The sequence below is a fragment of the Gluconobacter sp. GP1 genome, from assembly GCF_032913585.1.
Taxonomy (GTDB): Bacteria; Pseudomonadota; Alphaproteobacteria; order Acetobacterales; family Acetobacteraceae; genus Gluconobacter; species Gluconobacter cerinus.
In genome coordinates, this window is sequence record NZ_JASGXC010000009.1 from 1 (window position 1) to 17858 (window position 17858).

17 protein-coding genes and 1 pseudogene are annotated in these 17858 nt (G+C 57.5%); 11 read left to right on the forward strand and 7 right to left on the reverse strand.

Features of this window, described 5'->3' with window-relative positions:
- The 5 genes from R5H23_RS14825 to R5H23_RS14845 form a co-directional block, all read left to right on the forward strand.
- A partial coding sequence (locus R5H23_RS14825; RefSeq protein ID WP_317215895.1) for a hypothetical protein occupies positions 1-523 on the forward strand: 523 nt, incomplete at its 5' end.
- Positions 520-1236 carry a transglycosylase SLT domain-containing protein gene (locus R5H23_RS14830; protein ID WP_061510680.1) on the forward strand — a complete coding sequence of 239 codons (717 nt, stop codon included), beginning with the start codon at positions 520-522 and terminating at the stop codon, positions 1234-1236. The genes R5H23_RS14825 and R5H23_RS14830, both read left to right, overlap by 4 nt.
- Before the next feature lie 378 nt (positions 1237-1614).
- Positions 1615-2979, forward strand: a complete 1365-nt coding sequence (repC, locus tag R5H23_RS14835; protein ID WP_317215896.1) for a replication initiation protein RepC — start codon at positions 1615-1617, stop codon at positions 2977-2979.
- 1 nt (position 2980) lies between these two features.
- A complete protein-coding gene (locus R5H23_RS14840; protein ID WP_317215897.1) occupies positions 2981-4342 on the forward strand; it encodes an O-antigen ligase family protein in 1362 nt (453 codons plus the stop codon).
- A 236-nt stretch (positions 4343-4578) separates the two neighbouring features.
- Positions 4579-5424 (forward strand): hypothetical protein, encoded by an 846-nt coding sequence (locus R5H23_RS14845; RefSeq protein WP_317215898.1) that lies wholly within the window; start codon positions 4579-4581, stop codon positions 5422-5424.
- A gap of 610 nt (positions 5425-6034) precedes the next feature.
- Here R5H23_RS14845 and R5H23_RS14850 read toward each other — a convergent pair.
- Positions 6035-7150 (reverse strand): metallophosphoesterase, encoded by a 1116-nt coding sequence (locus R5H23_RS14850; RefSeq protein ID WP_317215899.1) that lies wholly within the window; start codon positions 7148-7150, stop codon positions 6035-6037.
- Positions 7151-7261: 111 nt separating this feature from the next.
- The gene (locus R5H23_RS14855) at positions 7262-8242 is read right to left on the reverse strand and encodes an SDR family NAD(P)-dependent oxidoreductase (protein ID WP_317215900.1); all 981 of its coding nucleotides are present in this window, start codon (positions 8240-8242) and stop codon (positions 7262-7264) included.
- Between the two features lie 121 nt (positions 8243-8363).
- On the opposite strand from R5H23_RS14855, the gene R5H23_RS14860 reads away from it, so the two are divergent.
- Both R5H23_RS14860 and R5H23_RS17125 read left to right on the forward strand, forming a co-directional pair.
- Positions 8364-8945 carry a TetR/AcrR family transcriptional regulator gene (locus tag R5H23_RS14860; protein ID WP_317215901.1) on the forward strand — a complete coding sequence of 194 codons (582 nt, stop codon included), beginning with the start codon at positions 8364-8366 and terminating at the stop codon, positions 8943-8945.
- 204 nt (positions 8946-9149) lie between these two features.
- Positions 9150-9242, forward strand: coding sequence for a hypothetical protein (locus R5H23_RS17125; protein ID WP_408874364.1), 93 nt, complete (start codon positions 9150-9152; stop codon positions 9240-9242).
- Here R5H23_RS17125 and R5H23_RS14870 read toward each other — a convergent pair.
- From R5H23_RS14870 to R5H23_RS14880, 3 genes and pseudogenes are all read right to left on the reverse strand, one after another.
- Positions 9226-9950 (reverse strand): annotated as a pseudogene (locus tag R5H23_RS14870) (IS5 family transposase). The gene R5H23_RS17125 and the pseudogene R5H23_RS14870 overlap by 17 nt on opposite strands.
- Positions 9951-10227: 277 nt before the next feature.
- Positions 10228-11220, reverse strand: coding sequence for an aldo/keto reductase (locus R5H23_RS14875; RefSeq protein WP_317215902.1), 993 nt, complete (start codon positions 11218-11220; stop codon positions 10228-10230).
- Positions 11221-11341: 121 nt separating this feature from the next.
- The gene (locus R5H23_RS14880) at positions 11342-11935 is read right to left on the reverse strand and encodes an NAD(P)H-binding protein (protein ID WP_317215903.1); all 594 of its coding nucleotides are present in this window, start codon (positions 11933-11935) and stop codon (positions 11342-11344) included.
- A gap of 144 nt (positions 11936-12079) precedes the next feature.
- On the opposite strand from R5H23_RS14880, the gene R5H23_RS14885 reads away from it, so the two are divergent.
- Positions 12080-12973: a LysR family transcriptional regulator gene (locus tag R5H23_RS14885; RefSeq protein ID WP_317215904.1), complete on the forward strand. Its 894-nt coding sequence runs from the start codon at positions 12080-12082 to the stop codon at positions 12971-12973.
- Between the two features lie 142 nt (positions 12974-13115).
- Here the strand turns inward: R5H23_RS14885 and R5H23_RS14890 are convergent, their stop codons facing one another.
- Positions 13116-13943 (reverse strand): SDR family oxidoreductase, encoded by an 828-nt coding sequence (locus R5H23_RS14890; RefSeq protein ID WP_317215905.1) that lies wholly within the window; start codon positions 13941-13943, stop codon positions 13116-13118.
- 461 nt (positions 13944-14404) lie between these two features.
- On the opposite strand from R5H23_RS14890, the gene R5H23_RS14895 reads away from it, so the two are divergent.
- Positions 14405-15670 carry a multidrug effflux MFS transporter gene (locus R5H23_RS14895; protein WP_317215906.1) on the forward strand — a complete coding sequence of 422 codons (1266 nt, stop codon included), beginning with the start codon at positions 14405-14407 and terminating at the stop codon, positions 15668-15670.
- A 17-nt stretch (positions 15671-15687) separates the two neighbouring features.
- Positions 15688-16419, forward strand: a complete 732-nt coding sequence (locus tag R5H23_RS14900) for a dihydrofolate reductase family protein (RefSeq protein WP_317215907.1) — start codon at positions 15688-15690, stop codon at positions 16417-16419.
- 50 nt (positions 16420-16469) lie between these two features.
- Here the strand turns inward: R5H23_RS14900 and R5H23_RS14905 are convergent, their stop codons facing one another.
- A complete protein-coding gene (locus R5H23_RS14905; protein WP_215751318.1) occupies positions 16470-16796 on the reverse strand; it encodes a carboxymuconolactone decarboxylase family protein in 327 nt (108 codons plus the stop codon).
- Between the two features lie 127 nt (positions 16797-16923).
- Here R5H23_RS14905 and R5H23_RS14910 point away from each other — a divergent pair, with 127 nt between their 5' ends.
- The gene (locus tag R5H23_RS14910) at positions 16924-17817 is read left to right on the forward strand and encodes a LysR family transcriptional regulator (protein ID WP_317215908.1); all 894 of its coding nucleotides are present in this window, start codon (positions 16924-16926) and stop codon (positions 17815-17817) included.
- Positions 17818-17858: the final 41 nt, after the last annotated feature.

Sequence of the window (17858 nt, forward strand, 5' to 3'; positions counted from 1 at the left end):
TTCGGATCAGTCAGACTATGGGGAGGTACTTTCTCAAGGATTCTGCACCATGCGCTTTCGCTTCTGGCTCTCCGTCTGTGTCTCGCTGGCGGCCCCTCTGGTGTCCCAGGCCTCAGCGCAACATCTGACGCCTGAGCAGCTCGACAGACTGTCGCAGGAGCGTCAGTCGGAACTCGGTTCTCGCAACTGGGGCCCGCCCCCGACAGTCACGCAGGCTCCGCAGACGCTGCACGCTACGCCGGTTCCCGTGACCTGCCGCAGTCCCGCTCATGACTTCGAGCCGCTTTTTGCCGAGCCGCGTCGTGGCGCTGTCCATGTCGGAACCGCTGCTCCGCAGATCGCGGTGACGGACACGGTCTTTCAGGGCTGGCGGCAGGTTCTGCGCTCGGGAACAACATTTGCCTGGATCCCGGAGGCCGATGTCGTGGCCTATCGCCCGCTCGTGGACGGCGCGTCCCGGGCCTGCGTGGTCTCGGGTGAGAACGCGGCCGGGATGGTCCTGTTTACGCATCCGGCAAAGTGAAAGCCTTCCCGGTTCTGGCCCTGCTGACCCTCGGCGTAAGCAGTCCTGTTATTGCTGCTCTCGGGGCGGTGCCTGAGCAGATCGTACCGACCAACCCGGAACCCGGTTCGCCCGTCTTTACGCGGCCCTCGACCGCGACGACGACTGGCGGGACCACCGCCACATCCTCGTATCAGGGGGCCTGGGGAACGGCGGATGCTTACGCGACGCTGATGGCCCAGACCTATGGCGCGGACGCGGTGGCTGCGGCGCAGGCGGCCGGGATCAACCCGGACACGCTGGCAGCGTTCGGGCAGATCGAGAGCCATTTCCAGAATGTCGGGAATACGTCCTCGAGTGCACAGGGGGTGTGGCAGGTCACGGACGGCACCTGGAACCAGTATGCCTCGGAACTCGGTCTGAGCGCGGCCGACCGGTCCGATCCCGTGGCCCAGGCCAAGGTGGCGAGCGCCATCATCAGCGATTACGCGTCCGCCGTGAGTCGCTCGACAGGCGCACCGGCCACCGGAACGCAGGTCTATGGCGCCTACATGTTCGGCACCAAGGCCGGCGCGGCCATTGCAACCGAATCAAATGCGAGTACGCCGCTCAGCCAGTATGTCTCCGCCAAGACGCTCGCGGCCAACAACATGAGTGGCTGGACGGTGGGGCAGTACCAGCAGACGGTGGCCAGCCGTATGGGCAGCGGCGCTTCGGAGGCCGTCACAAGTTGAAAATAGCGCGCCAAAATGGACACACTAAATGCCCGTTTTTACTCAATTATTTGTTTGATCGGGCGCTTTCGAGGTTGTTGCAGCGGCCGAACGGAGGCACGATGCCCGGATGTCTGGAGACGTCCCTGTGGGCGGCGCCAGCGAGTCGATCCAGAGGACCCCCGATGACGTAGCGCCCACAAACCAAAAACCCCGCCTCCTCCGATCGCCAAATCGGAAGAGCCAGGGCTCCAGGCAACACATACGTTAGATGTCAAAATCGTTAACTTCATCTAGCGTCAGCTCTTTTCGAAACGCAAGCACTAAATTGCGAACGGGAGCGTTTTGTCTGGTGTCCGGCCGTGAGGTGGTCCCTTCACCCCCAGACCGGACCGATCAATGGAGCATTCTGCACAGACGCAGAGGGCGCAGGCCCCGTGCACGCGGCGCGGCCGACGCCGGATCAGTGAGGCCATGCTGGCCGCACGCGACGAACTGACCACCCCCGTCCCGGCCGAACCCGGCAAACAGGATATGCTGAACATGCTGAAATCTCTCCGCGGTGTCCTGCCCGTCAGCCGGGGAGCAGCCTCGACGCTGATCATCATGGTGGAGAAGACCTCTCCGGACGCCTGGACGGCGCTTGAGACGCCATTCATCTACGCGCACAACACCACGCTCATGTCCTGGACAGGTCTGTCGCGCAGCACACTGCAGCGGCACATCCGGGAGCTGGCTGAAGCGCGGCTTCTGGTGCCCCAGGACGGACGCAACGGGCAGCGCGGCCGACGGTGGCAGACGGAGGAGGGCCAGACGCAGGTTGGCTTCAATCTGGCGTCCCTGCGCTACCGCTGGCCGGATCTGCTGGCCCTGAGCGCGGAACAGCGGCGACTGCGCCAGCGCGTGTCCTTTCTGCGCGACAGCATTGCCAGCCTGAACGACACGGTCCGCGCACAGGCCGAAGACCTCGGGCTTCAGAACATCATGGAGCAAGCGACGGGAATCATGCGCAGCCGTCTGAGGACGGCTCAGCTCGGCACTCTGGAGGGGCTGTACCAGGAGATGCTGGCCCTTTCTGCGGCTCTGGCCGGGCAGTGCGCCGAGCCTGAGTCCGGCCTGGATAACGCGCCTGTGGAAAACGGTGTTTTTTCAACGTCGTATCCAGCAGAAATGAGGCCCATGGGTCCTCAAAACGGGGCCCACTATACAGATACTAAAAACATTCAAACTTCTAAAAAAGTAGATCACGTAGCCGCCGATGGCGGCACTCGCATTGAACACATGCGGTGTGAAGGGCGGAGTTCCGGAACCAACCGTTCGAGCGTCTATGACCGGACAGCATTGCGCGGGTTCAAGGGGACAGCGACGTTCTATCTGGAAATCTGCAGCAGTCTGCGGGATTTCTGTTCCACCGGTCGGCCGAGTGCCGAGCAGCTGATCGAGGCTGCCGAGTATCTGTCAGGGCAGGTGGGTGTAACCTGTCATGCCTGGTCGCAGGCCTGTGTCGTGCTCGGCCGGTTACAGGCGGCCGTCGCCGTGATCGTCATGGCGTCCAGGCTGGAGCGTGGTGCCGTCATCCGGTTCCGGGATGCCTATTTCCGGTCGCTGATCGAACGCGGGGCACGAAACACCCTGTTCCTTGATCGCAGCCTGTATGCACTGCGGGATCATCGCACCCGGGAAGTGGGGATGCTGGCCGAGGCCGGTGTGTCCCTGGCCGCCGTAGGCGTGGAGAGCCCAAAAACCCGGGCGGCGTGGATCTGACATGGTGCGTGTTGAAAAGCCCACTCTTCTGCGCGTTCTGGATTGTCTCGGGGCACTGGCCACTCTGCTTCTGCCGCTGTTTCTGGTGCATTGGCGCGGTATCGCCGAGGGCTGTCTGGATGGGCTGGCCGTCGGATTTCTGTTCCGGAGTGCCCTGACCCGCGATTGGCGCTGGTGTCGTCAGGGTTTCGTCTGGCCGGCCCTTGTCTGGTGGAGTTGGCTGGTCCTGTGTTCCCTGCCACGTCAGGCGCCTGTTCCGGCAGAGGCGACCGCCAGCCTCACCCAGGCGCTACTGGCCATCCGCTTTCCGGTCGCGGCGTTTGCTCTGGCGTTCTGGACGTTGCAGGATCCCCGGACCCGGACGTGGTGTCGCCGTCTGGTGATCGCCTGCGTGCTGTATCTGGGAGCGCAAATGCTGCTTCAGGCGGTCACGGGCCATAACCTGTTTGGCAATCCGAGATTTGGCGACGGGACACTCACCGGACCTTACGACAAGCCGCGCGTCTCTGCGCCTTTTGCTCTTCTGGGTCTTCCGGTAGCTCTGTTTGTGGGGGCGCTGTTGGGACACCGCGCGACACGCTCCTGGCAAAAAACGCTTCTGACGGGTGCGGTTCTTCTGCCGGTTCTCGGTTTGCTCGTTCTGGCTGGCCAGCGGATGTCCCTGGCGACATTTCTTCTCGGCACTGCGGTCTGTGCCGTGGTGCTCCCGACCCTGCGGCGTCCTGCGCTCGCGCTTCTGGTCGCCAGTCCGGCTCTGATTGGGCTTCTGGCGTTCGTTTCCCCGGACGCTTTCGGGCATCTGGTAACAAAGACGCACAGCCAGCTCGCCCACTTCGCCAGCTCTCCGTATGGGCAGATCTACAATCGTGCGATCGTGATGATCGAAGCGCATCCGGTCATGGGGTTAGGGGACGATGCGTTCCGGCACTACTGTCGTTCTGAGGTGTTTCTGAAGCCCGGTCCGAGCCATTTCCAACCGAATGGAGGCGGGGTGGCTGTCTGTGTTCAGCACACCCATAATCATGTGCTCGAAGCCGCTACGAATGGTGGATTTCCGGGAGGCATTCTGTTCATCGCGATGATCGGAAGCTGGTGGCGTGTTCTGGGACGACCCGCCAGACGGCAGGTCGGTCTTTCCGCACCGGAGATTGCCTGGCGTGTCGGTCTCTTCGGGGCTGCTGTCCTGCATGAGTGGCCTCTGTCGTCGCAAAGCGCTTTCCTGAACATGCCGCTTGGCGGGATTGCCTTTCTGCTTCTGGGGGCAGGGCTGGCAGAAGCCGTCAGAGATCTGAAGGCGGATCGCCCTGACGTCGAAGAGACTGCTCGCGGCGCTTTAACTCTTTCTCAACGGCCTCGCGAATAAACTCCGCCATGCCCCCCTGTCCGACAAGACGGACGATCCGCTCTCGCGCGGAGGAATTCAGGCGCACGGATGTGAGTTTGATATCGAGTGGTGGTCTTCCCATGAACCCTCGCTACACGGCAGGGGGCACAGTGTCAATTTGATAATACCCGCAATCGCTTATTGACGAATAAGCGCAATCGGTTATTACTTTTCCTAACGCAACATACTGTGTCCCCGTTTATCAGGCGGGGACCGTGATCGACAGGTCCGTCATGACACTGAAAGCCATTTCAAAAACACTTTTCTCCAGTTCTGCCCTTCTGCTCCTGGCCGCTTGCAGCAGCGGGATGCCTGCACCTGAGCCGGTGCTTCTCAGTCAGTTCAACCAGAACACGGACCGTTTCGGCGTTGTCAGCACGGTCGGTAAGGCTGAGGGCACGATCCAGAAGAACGGTCGGTCCTGCGATATCTACAAAATTTATACGACCGGCCTGACGGCTGGCGGCCGTGCTGCCATGAAGGCGGGGGAAGTTGTCACCAGTGTTGCGACCCTGGGGTTGGCGCAGGTCATCTGGGCACCGGTGAAGGCTGGAACCCGTCCGCAGTTGCATACGGTGCTGTTCTGCTTTGGCAGTAACGACAAGCTTGTCGACATCTATGACAAGGATCCGACGGATTCCACCGGACCCGATCACCTGATCATTAATCGCACGGCTTACAGCACGCCGGTTGTTGCTGCACCGGCCGCACCGTCTCTCAAGGCGGAGGTGACAGCACAGCCCGGTCAGCCTGTGAGCGTCACACCGGTTGCTGTTGCGCCTGCGCCTGTTGAGGCTGCGGCGCCCGCTCCGGGTGCGCCGACCACGACGGCCGATGGCGCACCAATCATCTATGAAAAGGCCGTTGTGCCGAAGGCGGCGGAAGCAGCCGGTGCGATCAGCCTGGATAACATGGCTCAGGAGGCGACGACCGGGCTCCAGCAGGTTCAGACGGGCAAGGCCAAAGTTCAGGCGGATGCAACGGCAGATGATCTGAACTCAATCAGCTCCCAAAAGGCTGTGGCCGCCAATCAGGCGGTGCTGTCTGGTAAGGGGGAGTGAGCGTCCGCATCAGCCAGCACTAGGCGACGATTGGGGTCGGGCTAAGGACCCTTTTTTAAGTCAGTTCAGCCTGATGCGTGTCTTGGAGAGTGTGGGAGCCGCTCAGTCTATGAGATCGGGGATATCCAAGACGCATTAGGTGGCCCGCCTCTTAGGCACCTTTGGTCCATTCTTTCAATACGAGGCATAGGGGGCTTGTAAATCAGGGCACAGCCTTGCTGAGCCAAATCGCTGAGGAGCGTGTCGGGAAACTCATATTCTGACGTTTCCGCCGTATCTACCAAACTGACAGGGTTTGTCGTCAATGCTGGTATAAAGTTCGCTCAAGAAATACGTCACGCTTCAGAGTGGTAGGAGCCCCGTCGGAAAACATCTGTTTTCCTATAGGGATTGGGCCATGCCGTAGCGGCATCGTGAATCTCTACCGCAAATGGCTAGTTTTCAGTCACGGTATAAGGCCATCTGTGGGCAGCTTTGGGGGGAAAGCAGGTTGTCCGCTTTAAAAGTGCCCACTGGATGTTTCCTGCCATTGATTCAACTGCAGATAGAGACACTCACGGCGACAGAAATGATCGGGCAATGGGAAAAAGTTGTCGGCCGACCTTGACGCCTATCCGGCCCGCAGATGAAAGCGTGTGATTTCGGCTGGCACGCCTAGGCGGAGCGCGAAGCCGGGCCATAGACCGGTCCCGTTGCTAACATAAAGCGTCATGCCACCCACCTGGTAGCGGCCGGAGACAAAGCCGTTATTGCCGCGCGCGACGAGGCGCTTGAGACCGAGGATCATCCCGCCATGTGTATGGCCCGAGAGCTGAAGTGCCACGCCCCGAGCCGCCGCAATTCGGGCATCGCCAGGCTGATGATCGAGCAGCACAACCGGCGCATGGGCAGGACAGTCCGCCAATGCGGCGTCAAGGTCCGGTCCCACTTGACCGTGCCCACGTGCCGAGCGGTCCGTCACGCCTGCGATAACAAGGTGGGCCGTGTCGCGCCTGATCACCTTGTGCCGGTTTTCCAGCATATCGAAGCCCAGTGCAGACAGATGGCGCATCCAGGCCCCATAATCAAAGAAATATTCATGGTTGCCTGGAGCCGCCAGTACGCCATCCGGGGCATGCAGGCCTGCGAGCGGTGCGATGTCGGCACGGCGCATCTCCACCGACCCGTCTATGAAATCCCCCGTCACGACGATCAGATCAGCATCGGCCGCGTTGGCGCGCGCTACAACACGGCCAGCCCATCCCGCAGAGAAGAGCCGCGTGATGTGCAGATCACTCAGCTGGAGTAGTCGGTATCCATCAAACAGCGGGGATAATCCGCGTATGGTGACGGTCACGTCCCTGACCTTTGGTACTCGCAGAGCATTGGTGACGCCGATGGCGGCGAGCAGCCCGGCCAGTCCACCTACCGTGATGCGGGCTTCAGTGCCGATATGAACCGGCTGCCAGGCAATCAGCGCAACCACCAGCGCACCGAGATCGAGGGCAAGCTGAAACAGCGTGAGAAACAGGATCGTTCCGACCGCCCAGTTGAACAGGATGATAAGCGGTTTCGGGAATTCTGGCGCGAACATCGAGCCCGAAGAGAGCCTGCTCCAGAACTGGAATTGCGATGCCACGATGACGGAGACGGCCACCAGGAGTTTCACGGCAACCGGAAGAGGAAGTGGCCATAACCAGTTCAGGATCACGATCGACAGAAGCAGGCCGAATACGATAATGCGCACGAGTATGGACATCCTCATGGATAGGCGGACCCGACGGCTTACGGTGGCCGTCGGCATCCCGGGCACAGCTGTGGACCTGCGCTGTACCGAAGCGTTGTTCGTACGAACGCGTCAGGCGAAGCGTTCGCCGACCATTTCCTCACTCTTTGTCCACAGGGCCTCGGCGTGTGCCGGATCGAGAGCGTAGGCGCGTACCCCCGCATTGACCAGACTGATCGGCTGGTCGCTTGGCACGACATCGCTGACGTGACAATCCTCACAGTAATGCGCACCCACGGCATCGGCTTCTGCCACGATGCCGGCCCATACCGAGGTTGCCGCACCCTGCGGAACAGTCTTGAACTGGAATGGCTCATGGCCCTCGGCAACGGCCTGCTCATTGATCTGGCTTACCATGGCTTCGATCTCGCCAGGAGCCATGTGCCGCACCAGTTCCGTCATGATTCCACCGGGATGAACTGCTGTTGCCCGCACGCCCCGTGAGCGATGCCGCGCATCAAAGGCGACGGCAAAGAGAATGTTGGCGGTCTTGGAGCGCCCATAGGCCACGAACGGCACGTAAGGCGTATGTTCGAAATTCGGATCGTCCAGATCGACATCGGCGAAGCGATGTCCTGCCGAGGACACATTGACCAGTCGCGCGCCGTCGCGCAGCAGTCCGGCGATCCGGTTGATCAGAACGAAATGTCCCAGATGGTTGGTACCGAACTGGGTCTCGAAACCGTCTTTCGTATGTCCGAACGGCGTTGCCATGACGCCCGCATTGGCGATCACCAGGTCAAAGGGCGCGCCTTGCGCGTTCAGACGGTCGGCGCAGGCGCGGACGCTTGTCAGATCCGCAAGGTCCAGCGCGGTAAGTTCGAACGCGCCGCCTCCCTGCGCCGCAGCCGCACGGACCTGATCGGTTGCACGCTCGGCTTTTGCAAGATCGCGCACCGCGCCTACGACATGCGCGCCATGAGCCGCCAGCGCCCGGGCTGTTTCGACACCCAGTCCGGCAGAAACGCCGGTCACGAGAACGCGCTTCTCCTTGAGAGACACGCCGGAGAGAACATCATCGGTCGTTGAGGTTGCGCCAAAAATCTGAGTCATGGGTGGAACTCCCTGAAATGGTGCGTCCATTCCTTGCTGAAACGGCATGGAATGTCTTATGTGGAGCATCGCTCCGTTTTGCATATACGGAGCATCACTCCGTTTAACAAGAGGAGGACAGGTGACCGACGTGAAAAAGCCTCGTCGCCGACCGCGCAGCGACGGACAGCGCAACCGGGAGCATCTCCTGGATGTGGCCAAAACCGCGTTTACGATGGGGGAAGTAGACATTCCTCTGGATGAAGTTGCACGGCGCGCAGGCGTAGGCATCGGCACGCTCTACCGTCACTTTCCCAATCGTGACGCTCTTGTCGAGGCAGTGTATCGCGCCGAACTGGATCGCCTCGCTGAAGCGGCTCCCGTGCTGGCCGCACAGCATCCGCCGGTAGAGGCGCTGCGCGCATGGATGCGACTGTTTGTGGATTACATTGCCGCCAAGCAGGTCATCGCTCCCGCGCTCAACGGATTGGTCGGGGGAACTGGGGCGCTCTATGCGCATTCCGGCGATGTTCTCAAAGCCGCGGTCAACAGCCTTGTCTCCTCTGCCATCGCCGCCGGTGAGTTCCGCGCCGACATCGAGCCTCTGGATCTGCTCCGCGCTCTGGCGGGGGTTTCGAATTTTTCGGCCGGTCCAGGCTGGGAAAGCAGTGCGAAACGCCTCGTCGATATTCTCATCACCGGCTCGCGATCATCGGCATCTTAAACACTCACGCTCCACGACTTTCTGCACTTTGCGGCGTCGTACGTGTGTTTCGCGATATCGAATAGAAAGTCGCATCCCGTCTGCCGGCTACGACACGCGATGCGCGGATTCCAGATCTCGTGCTACGAATTACAGGACGTGATCCGCTTTTCGGGGAAAATCATCACGGATGGTCCAGTCACGATCGCGGATTCATCCTGGCTGATGAGCTGGATGGTAAGCTGCCAGCCCCATTTCAAAAGGCAGCCCGAAGGTCAGGATGGTGACCTAGGCTCAGGACTCATAGCCAGAAGATGACGGTGGGGCATCTGTCATAGCGTGTTGCGACACGCCGCCAGTCCTTGAGCCTTCCGAACATGCTCTCGATGCGGTTGAGTCGTTTATATTTTCTCTTGTCATATCTGACCGGTTTTTCGCGGGATTTCTGTCCTGGAATGCAGGGCTTTATCTCTTTCTTTTCCAGGGTATTCCGGAACCAGTCGGCGTCATACCCGCGATCTCCCAGCATCCATTGTGCCGTAGAAAGACTGTCCAGCAGAGCAGCGGGACCGGTATAATCACTGATCTGTCCCGCAGTTATGAAAAAGCTCAGCGATCGTCCGTTCTGATCGGTGATCGCATGCAGCTTCGTGTTCATGCCACCTTTTGTCCGTCCGAGCAGTCGCCCTGGATCCCTTTTTTTAACCGCAGGCTCGAAGCCGTGCGGTGCGCCTTGAGGTACGTTGCATCAATCATGATAGTCTAGGGCTCTGCCTTTGCGGCAGATAAGCCATCCATCATCCGCATGAAAATGCCCATGTCGCCCCAACGCTTCCAGCGGTTGTAGAGCCTCTTGTGTGGACCGTACTCCCGGGGCGCATCACGCCAGCGCATACCATTGCGGTTCACAAAAATGATGCCGCTCAGCACACGGCGGTCATCGACGCGAGGTTTGCCGTGGCTCTTGGGAAAGAACGGCCGCAGACGCTCCATCTGTTCATCCGTCAGCCAAAACAGATCGCTCATCTTCAGTCTCCTTGCAGAGCCTGAAACAGATTTCCGCAATCAAATCAATGGGTCCTGAGCCTAAGCCGAACAGAGCTCGCTTTCCGTACCGGCTTGCGGGTAGGTGCTGTGAAGGTTTGCGACGTACAGAACATCGTCAATATTCAGATTCGAACAGAAGTGGTCGGTCGGGATGACCCCTTTCCACCAAGATGTGATGTCTGCATCCTGTGGAAGGAGGCCATCCCCTGTCCAGACTTTCAGTCGTGTCGTTCTTGAACCATATCCGGTGGTCTCTTTACATCATGCCTAGTACGGGATGGGTGACATAAGGAGCTTCAAGAGCCTCGACTTCCTCCGCGGACAGCACAATATCAAGCGCGGAAACTGCTTCCTTCACATGATTGACGGTCGTGGTTCCGACAATCGGGGCGGTGACAGAGGGCTTGCTCAGCAACCAGGCCAGAGCCATTTGTCCCATTGAAATGCCACGGGCCTGTGCCATTTTCTCCAGATTGTCGACGACAACCTTGTCGAGATCATTCGTACTGTCCCAGACCCATTTTGACACTTCGTCGATCTTCACCCGGCCTGTCACGGTGCCCCATGGATGCGACAGACGGCCGCCCGCGAGTGGGCTCCAGGGGGTGATGGCAATCTTTCTGTCCTCACAGAGAGGAAGCATTTCCCGCTCTTCTTCCCGATAAAGCAGGTTATACTGATTTTGCATGGCGACGAACTTGGTCCAGCCATGTTTTTCGGCAATATTCTGCATGCGTTCGAATTGCCATGCGAACATGCTCGACGCACCAATATAACGGACCTTACCACTCTTCACGACATCATGCAGCGCTTCCATGGTTTCTTCCATGGGCGTCAAAGGGTCGGTCCGGTGGATCGTATATAGGTCGACATAGTCCAGACCAAGACGCTTCAGGCTCTTGTCGATTTCGCTAAGGATTTCCTTACGAGAAAGACCGCTTCCATTTGGCTTTCCGGGGCGCATCTCCATCCGTACCTTGGTTGCCACGACGATATCGTCCCGGTCCAAGGCAAATTCGCGGATGAGTTTACCCGTTACTTCTTCGCTGGTACCCATCTGGTAGATGTTTGCCGTATCAAAGTAGTTGATCCCTGCCTCGATCGCTGCCTGAAAAATGGGCTTCGCCTCGTTGAAATCTTTTGCCCATGGGAAGAGACCATGTTCTTTTCCCGGTTTGCCAAAACTCATCATCCCGAGACATATCTTCGAGACGTCAACGCCAGTATTTCCCAGCTTTACATATTTCATGATGATTTATTCTCCATTGCCCTGATATTCACCCATATAAAAGATGTATTATCAGACGGTTAAACACGGGAACTTTGGAAAATGTCTTGGGTGTACACAACCCATTACGCTTGATCGTCCATCATCTCGCATTAACACCGAGACTTTCACGCACATGCTGTTCTTTTGTCGTGATCAGTTTGACGATCAGATCCGCCACGCTTTTGCGCGAGACATAAGCATGGGGATTGGCGAATTCTTCTCCCTTAATGGTCGTTCCATAAGAAATCTCATCCGTATCGCTCAGCCATGCTGGCCGGATGATGGTGTAATCAAGGTCTGATGCTTCGATCACGGCGGCGGAACGCCGATAAGGCTCCAGAATGCTACCGTAATGTTCCCCTGGCACTTCGTCGTAAATTCCCATTGAACTGATGAAAATCAGTCGACGAATTCCTGCTTTGTCCATCACGCGGACAATTGTCCTGGCCTGCTTCTCCATGTCGCCGGACAAGTTGGCATAGACCACATCCTGGCCCTGCATGGCCGCCTCAAGCACGGGCTCATCAAGGACGTCACCTTCGATTATTTCAACCCTGTCATTTCCGTGCAGTGATGCCAGTCGTGGGGCGTTGCGGAGATAAAGTGTCAGTTCCGCATCCGTCGTTTCAAGTAGAAGGCGCGTGGCGACACGAGCAATTTGCCCATAAGCTCCGAGGATGAGGATGTTGGTCATTTTACCTCTGCTTGAAAGCTGGGTCTTTATCCTTGGGAACAGTCAACCTGCATCCCAGAATTTCCTATTTCTATATTTCTAGCGTGTTTGAGACCTAGTGATTATATGCTGAATTGGACATAAGGTTATATCAGGAGATTATGAATGCGGCGGGAAGAACTGGGTGATCTGGCCGTTTTTCTCGCAGTTGCAGAGGAGTGCAGCTTTACGCGGGCGGCGGCACGCCTGGGCACATCACAGTCGGCCATCAGTCAGATCGTGCGTCGTCTGGAGGCACGGATTGGCCTGAAACTTCTTACCCGGAACACGCGCAAGGTCGCGCCCACGGAGGCAGGTGAGCAATTGAGGGCGACGCTGCGCCTGGCCTTTAATGATATTGATGCGCGCCTTATGGCGCTGAATGCCCTCACGGAACGACCATCTGGAACTGTTCGTATTACGACAAGCCGCCATGCTGCGGAGACAATTCTGTGGCCGTCGATCAGGCGGTTACTCCAGAATTACCCGGATGTCAGGGTCGAACTGTCTGTGGATTCACACCTTACAGATATCGTTGCGGATCAGTTTGACGCGGGAGTGCGTCTCGGCGAGCAGGTGGCTCGGGATATGATTGCTGTGCGTATCGGTCCGGACCTGCGAATGGCAGCCGTTGCGGCACCCGCGTATCTTGCTCAACAGGGGGCTCCCCAGACACCTCACGACCTGACGAAACATCGCTGTATCAACATTCGCCTTCCTACCAAGGGAGGGCTTTACATGTGGGAGTTCAGCCAAGAGGGCCGGGACCTCAATGTTCGGGTTGAGGGCCCTTTGATCCTTGACGATATCTCCATGGTGCTGGCTGCGGCAGTAGATGGCATTGGTCTTGCCTATGTCATGGAGGATCAGGTGGCGGCATTAATCAGGGACGGAAAACTGGTTCGCGTTCTGGAGGACTGGTGCCCGCTCTTTTCCGGATATCACCTTTACTATCCGGATCGGCATCAGCTGCCTTCGGCGTTCAGAATGCTTGTAAAGGAATTACGATATCGTCGTTGATGAGAGGTGAGGGTATGGAAGATTTGGCCAGAACTGGTTGTCCGCAGCAACCTCATCTTTGGAATATGCCGGATCCCTAACATGGTAAATTTGCAATAATCCCTCAAGGCTTCCGGCGATGTCTTCCTGAGCGGCACGATTTTCAACGGGGCTTGAGGTCGCCGTACCAATAGGCTGCGGTAACGCCGCCATCCATAAGGAAGTCACTACCGGTTATGAAGGTACCGTCTTCACCCATGAGAAGTGCAGCAACTGCCCCAACCTCGTCCGGTGTGCCGGCGCGGCCGGTCGGGCAGAGGTCGATCATGCGACGGTAACCGTCGCCGCGCGGTCCTGACAGTTCGTCTCGTGCGAGCGGGGTGATGATAATTCCAGGACTGATCGTATTAAGCCGCGCGCCTCGCTTTCCCCAGCGTACCGCTTCTGCAGCGACCCTGAGTGCATTCCCCCGTTTGGAAATCTGGTAAGCGTGCAAAGAATCCTTGATCTCTTTGGGTTGGAGCATCGGAAGAGCCAGGAGATCCTCGACGGGGGTGGTCGCAAGCGCCGCGTTTTGTTCCTCCGTCAATGCTCCCAGCCGATGCCCGGACTGGGACGCAATGACAACGGCTGAACCTCCCGCTGCGATGACGTTGCCAAACGTTTCGAGTACGAGTGCGGTCCCATAAAGATCAACGGCCAGAATTGTGGCCGGGGAGGCTTGTGAGGGTGAGACCCCAGCCGCGTGGACAACACCTATAATGTCACCCAGTTCGCTTGCTTTTTGAGCGAGCGCTTCGACAGAAATCCGGGAGGACACATCGACCTGTGTCGTACTGACCGTGAAGCCTGCATTGAACATCACCTCTGCAGCGGCTTGAGCATTTTCCATACGCAAATCGGCCAGAAGGATATGTTTTCCGACCCCGACACGTCTGGCAATCGCCTGGCCGATAGAACCGGAGCCGATGACAACAATCACTTTGTTCATAAATAATCCCTCTCGGCAATTTTCGGATTTAGATGCGTTAGAATTGTTTTCGGCACATTAGATTTATTATTTTATACAGTTCTGCGGTCACTTGTTATCGGCTATTTGTCGCATAACGTTATGCTCCGAATTCATGAGTTCTTCTATCGGGGAACAGGAGCATCATCGTCACGCATTTTTCAGGCTCCTTCCAAGCGCCATGTAAGGATGGTTTCTCGTATTTTGGGTCAATTAATCCGTTCGATTAATGATCTAAAGATATAATTGTATGCCAATTTCCCCTCCTAATCGTGGTTCGTAATCTCATTTAAAATAAGAAGCCTGTGCAGCGTGTTTCCAAGGGTACCTTTGATATTCAGGCAGGAAAGACGTCTGCCAGTATTGGATCGCGCTGTGTATACAATACTGGAATTCAACTACAGGGATCTGCTATTGTCATTTCACAAGAGAATAACGTCATCATGATGGAAAACAACGGTGATTCTTTTCCCGGTGATGCTCTCGAGAGTGCAGAAAGCGTCAATCATGATCCTTTGCTACGGGCAAAGGAGGCAGATCAGGGTTGGCATGTTCTTGCAATCCTGAGTGTGTTGATGGGGTTTGCGTCGATTTCGACAGATCTCTATCTGCCCGCCATGCCGACAATGGTCCGTGCTCTGGGAACGACAGTTGGAACGATTGATCTGACTGTTTCGGGTTATCTGATGGGTTTCAGTATTGGACAGTTATTCTGGGGCCCCCTCAGTGATCGATATGGGCGCAGGTTGCCTGTTGCGATTGGCCTTGTTCTGTTCGTCATCGGTTCAGGTGGATGTGCCTTGGCGGGAAGCGGAGAAAGCCTGATCATCTGGCGCATGCTCCAGGCAGCAGGGGCCTGTGCGAGTGTGGTGCTCGCGCGTGCCATGGTCCGTGATCTGTATGAAGGGCCGCAGGCAGCCCGGATGCTTTCGGTTCTGATGACTGTGATGGCGATTGCGCCATTGCTTGGCCCCATTGTTGGAGCCCAGATCCTTGCTTTGGCAGGCTGGCGCGCCATCTTCGGGTTCCTGGGTATGATAGGTCTGCTAACGCTCGCTGCGCTGTTCACGCTGCCGGAAACTCTTCCTGAAACGCAACGGAATTCTGAACCGCTTGGGAGAGCCATATTCCGTTATGGTGATCTGCTCCGTCATAGGCGGCTTCTTGGATATATGGGGGCCGGCGGGTTTTTCTATGCCGGCATGTTCGCTTACATTGCCGGAACTCCCTTCGCCTATATCACTTACTATCACGTTCCTTCCGGACTTTACGGGCTTCTCTTTGGCGCGGGTATTCTGGGTATCATGGCGACCAATCTCCTGAATGGTCGGGTTGTTGCGCGTTTTGGCAGTGACCGGACTTTGCTGTGGGGGACAGCCGTTACGGCACTGTCTGGCCTGCTCGCCGGCTGTCTGGCTTGGACTGGCTGCGGCGGTCTTTGGGGGCTGGTCCTTTCCCTGCTGGTCTTTGCCGCGATGGCTGGATTTATTGTGGCCAACGCAATTGTAGGCGCAATGTCCGATTTCCCACGGCAGGCAGGCGCTGTCTCGGCTCTTGTAGGCGCTACTCAATACGGGAGCGGCGTTTTCAGCTCAGCCCTTGTGGGACTGTTCGCCGATGGAACGCCCTGGCCCATGGGCCTCATTATGGCGCTGTGCGGTATGGCCAGCTTTGCCTCCGCGTTAACGCTCAAACATTCTGCAACCTGAAACCAAGGATAACAGTCATGCGCCCGCATATTATTTGTCATATGATCAGTTCCATTGACGGACGGATCCTGACCGATCGTTGGACACAGCCTGTTGACGGCAAAGCGCGCGATGATTTGGTCAATCGCTACTATGACATCGAGAAGACATTCAAAGCGGATGCCTGGCTTGTTGGTCGCCAGACCATGCAACAATATTTTGTCCAAGCAGGGCAGCCAGATGCCTCCGGGCGCAGGGAACTGCCCCGTCGCGCCCATGTCTCTGAAGCGGCAAAACGCAGAACCGGACGCCTGGCCGTTGTGGTCGATCCAAAAGGAAAGCTGCGCTACGAAAGTGACAACGCTGACGGTGACCCGATTATTACGATCCTTTCCGAACAGGTGGCGGATACCTATCTCTACGAGCTTCAGGCGACAGGCATTTCCTATCTCTTTGCTGGGGAAGAGGGAAAAGATCTGGGGCATGCAATGAACAGCCTCAGGGGCGACTTCGGCGTAGAAACCTTGCTGGTAGAAGGAGGGGGACGGATCAATGGAGCTTTTCTCAAGGCTGGCCTTATCGATGATATCAGCCTGATGATCTATCCCGGTCTCGATGGATTGTCGGGTGGGACATGTGTCTTCGAATATGAAGGCGAAAAAGACGAAGAGCCCGCTATCGGCCAGTCTTTGCGCCTGACAGCATCAGAAACGTTTGAAGACGGGATCATTTGGGCACGCTACGAGGTGGAACGGAACCACCAGCCGTAATCCGGACGGGCATATGCGACGCAATACTTGTCTGGCGAGCGCAAGAGTTTCTACGAGGGCAGGTTTTCAAGTACCTTGCGCAGCCGGGCTATGGAACTCGAAGCAGATGGCCAGCCTGCATAGAAGGCCAGATGCGTGATCGTGCTGCTGAGTTCCTCGCGGGTCACACCATGGTCCAGCGCGATCTTCAGATGGGCTTCCAAAGCGTCCAGCCGGTACATCGACACAAGCGCTGAGACGGTGATGAGGCTTTTATCACGCAGCGAGAGGCCTGGCCGTTCCCAGACATCATCGAACAGGACCCTGTCCGTATAATCCGCAAGGCCGGGGGCAATGTCACCGTAGTAGCGCTGTCCGATCGTGGATTTTCCAGTCATGGAAGGGTACCTTTTCTGAGGCTTGACTGCTGAGAGGGGAGGTGCTGCTCCCTTCGAAATACAAGCATGTATCTTTGTGCCGAATAATTGGCTACTGCTCGATTGAAGCTATATTGGGAGTTCATGAATGCGGCGCGAAGAACTGGTCGATCTCAACGCCTTTCTTATTGTGGCGGAAGAGCAGAGCTTTACCAGGGCTGCCGCGCGGCTGGGGACCTCTCAATCCACTCTGAGTTATACGATCCGTCGGCTGGAAACGCGGCTTGGCGTCAGGCTTCTGACCCGGACGACGCGGCGTGTATCCCCAACGGAAGCGGGAGAACGCCTCCTGCGGACCCTTGCCCCTGCCCTTGACAGTATCGCGGGTGAAATCGAACAGCTTGGTCAGTTCCGAGACCGGCCTGCAGGCACAATTCGTATTACCACCTCTGAACATGCCGCCAACCGGCTGTTGTGGCCAGTTCTCGAAAAACTGCTTCCCGATTATCCTGATGTGCATGTCGAACTGGCTCTTCAGTCCGGCCTGACAGATATTGTCGCCGAGCGTTTCGATGCTGGTGTGCGGCTCGGAGAGTCGATTGCGAAGGACATGGTCGCTGTAAGGATCGGTCCCGACATGCGGATGGCGGTTGTCGGGGCACCATCCTATTTTGCGGAGAAAGAAAAGCCTAAAACACCACAGGATCTGGCGCACCACCAATGCATCAACCTGCGTCTGGAGACATCAGGCGGCATTTACGCGTGGGAGCTGGAGAAGGGAAAGCGGGAATTGCATGTCAGGGTTGAAGGCCAACTGGTCTTCAACAATGTCCCCATGATCCTGCGGGCGGCTGTGGCGGGGTTTGGCCTGGCCTGTGTCCTGGAAGATCAGGTGACGGGTCATCTTGCTGACGGGCGGCTGGTTCGGGTGCTGGCAGACTGGTGTCCGCCATTCTCCGGCTATCATCTCTATTATCCCAGCCGCCGACAATCCTCCGCTGCTTTCAGGTTGCTGGTCGATACGTTGCGCTATCGCCAGTAATGGATTGTTGAGAGATGCCCCAACGCCCTGAGAGAGGCATG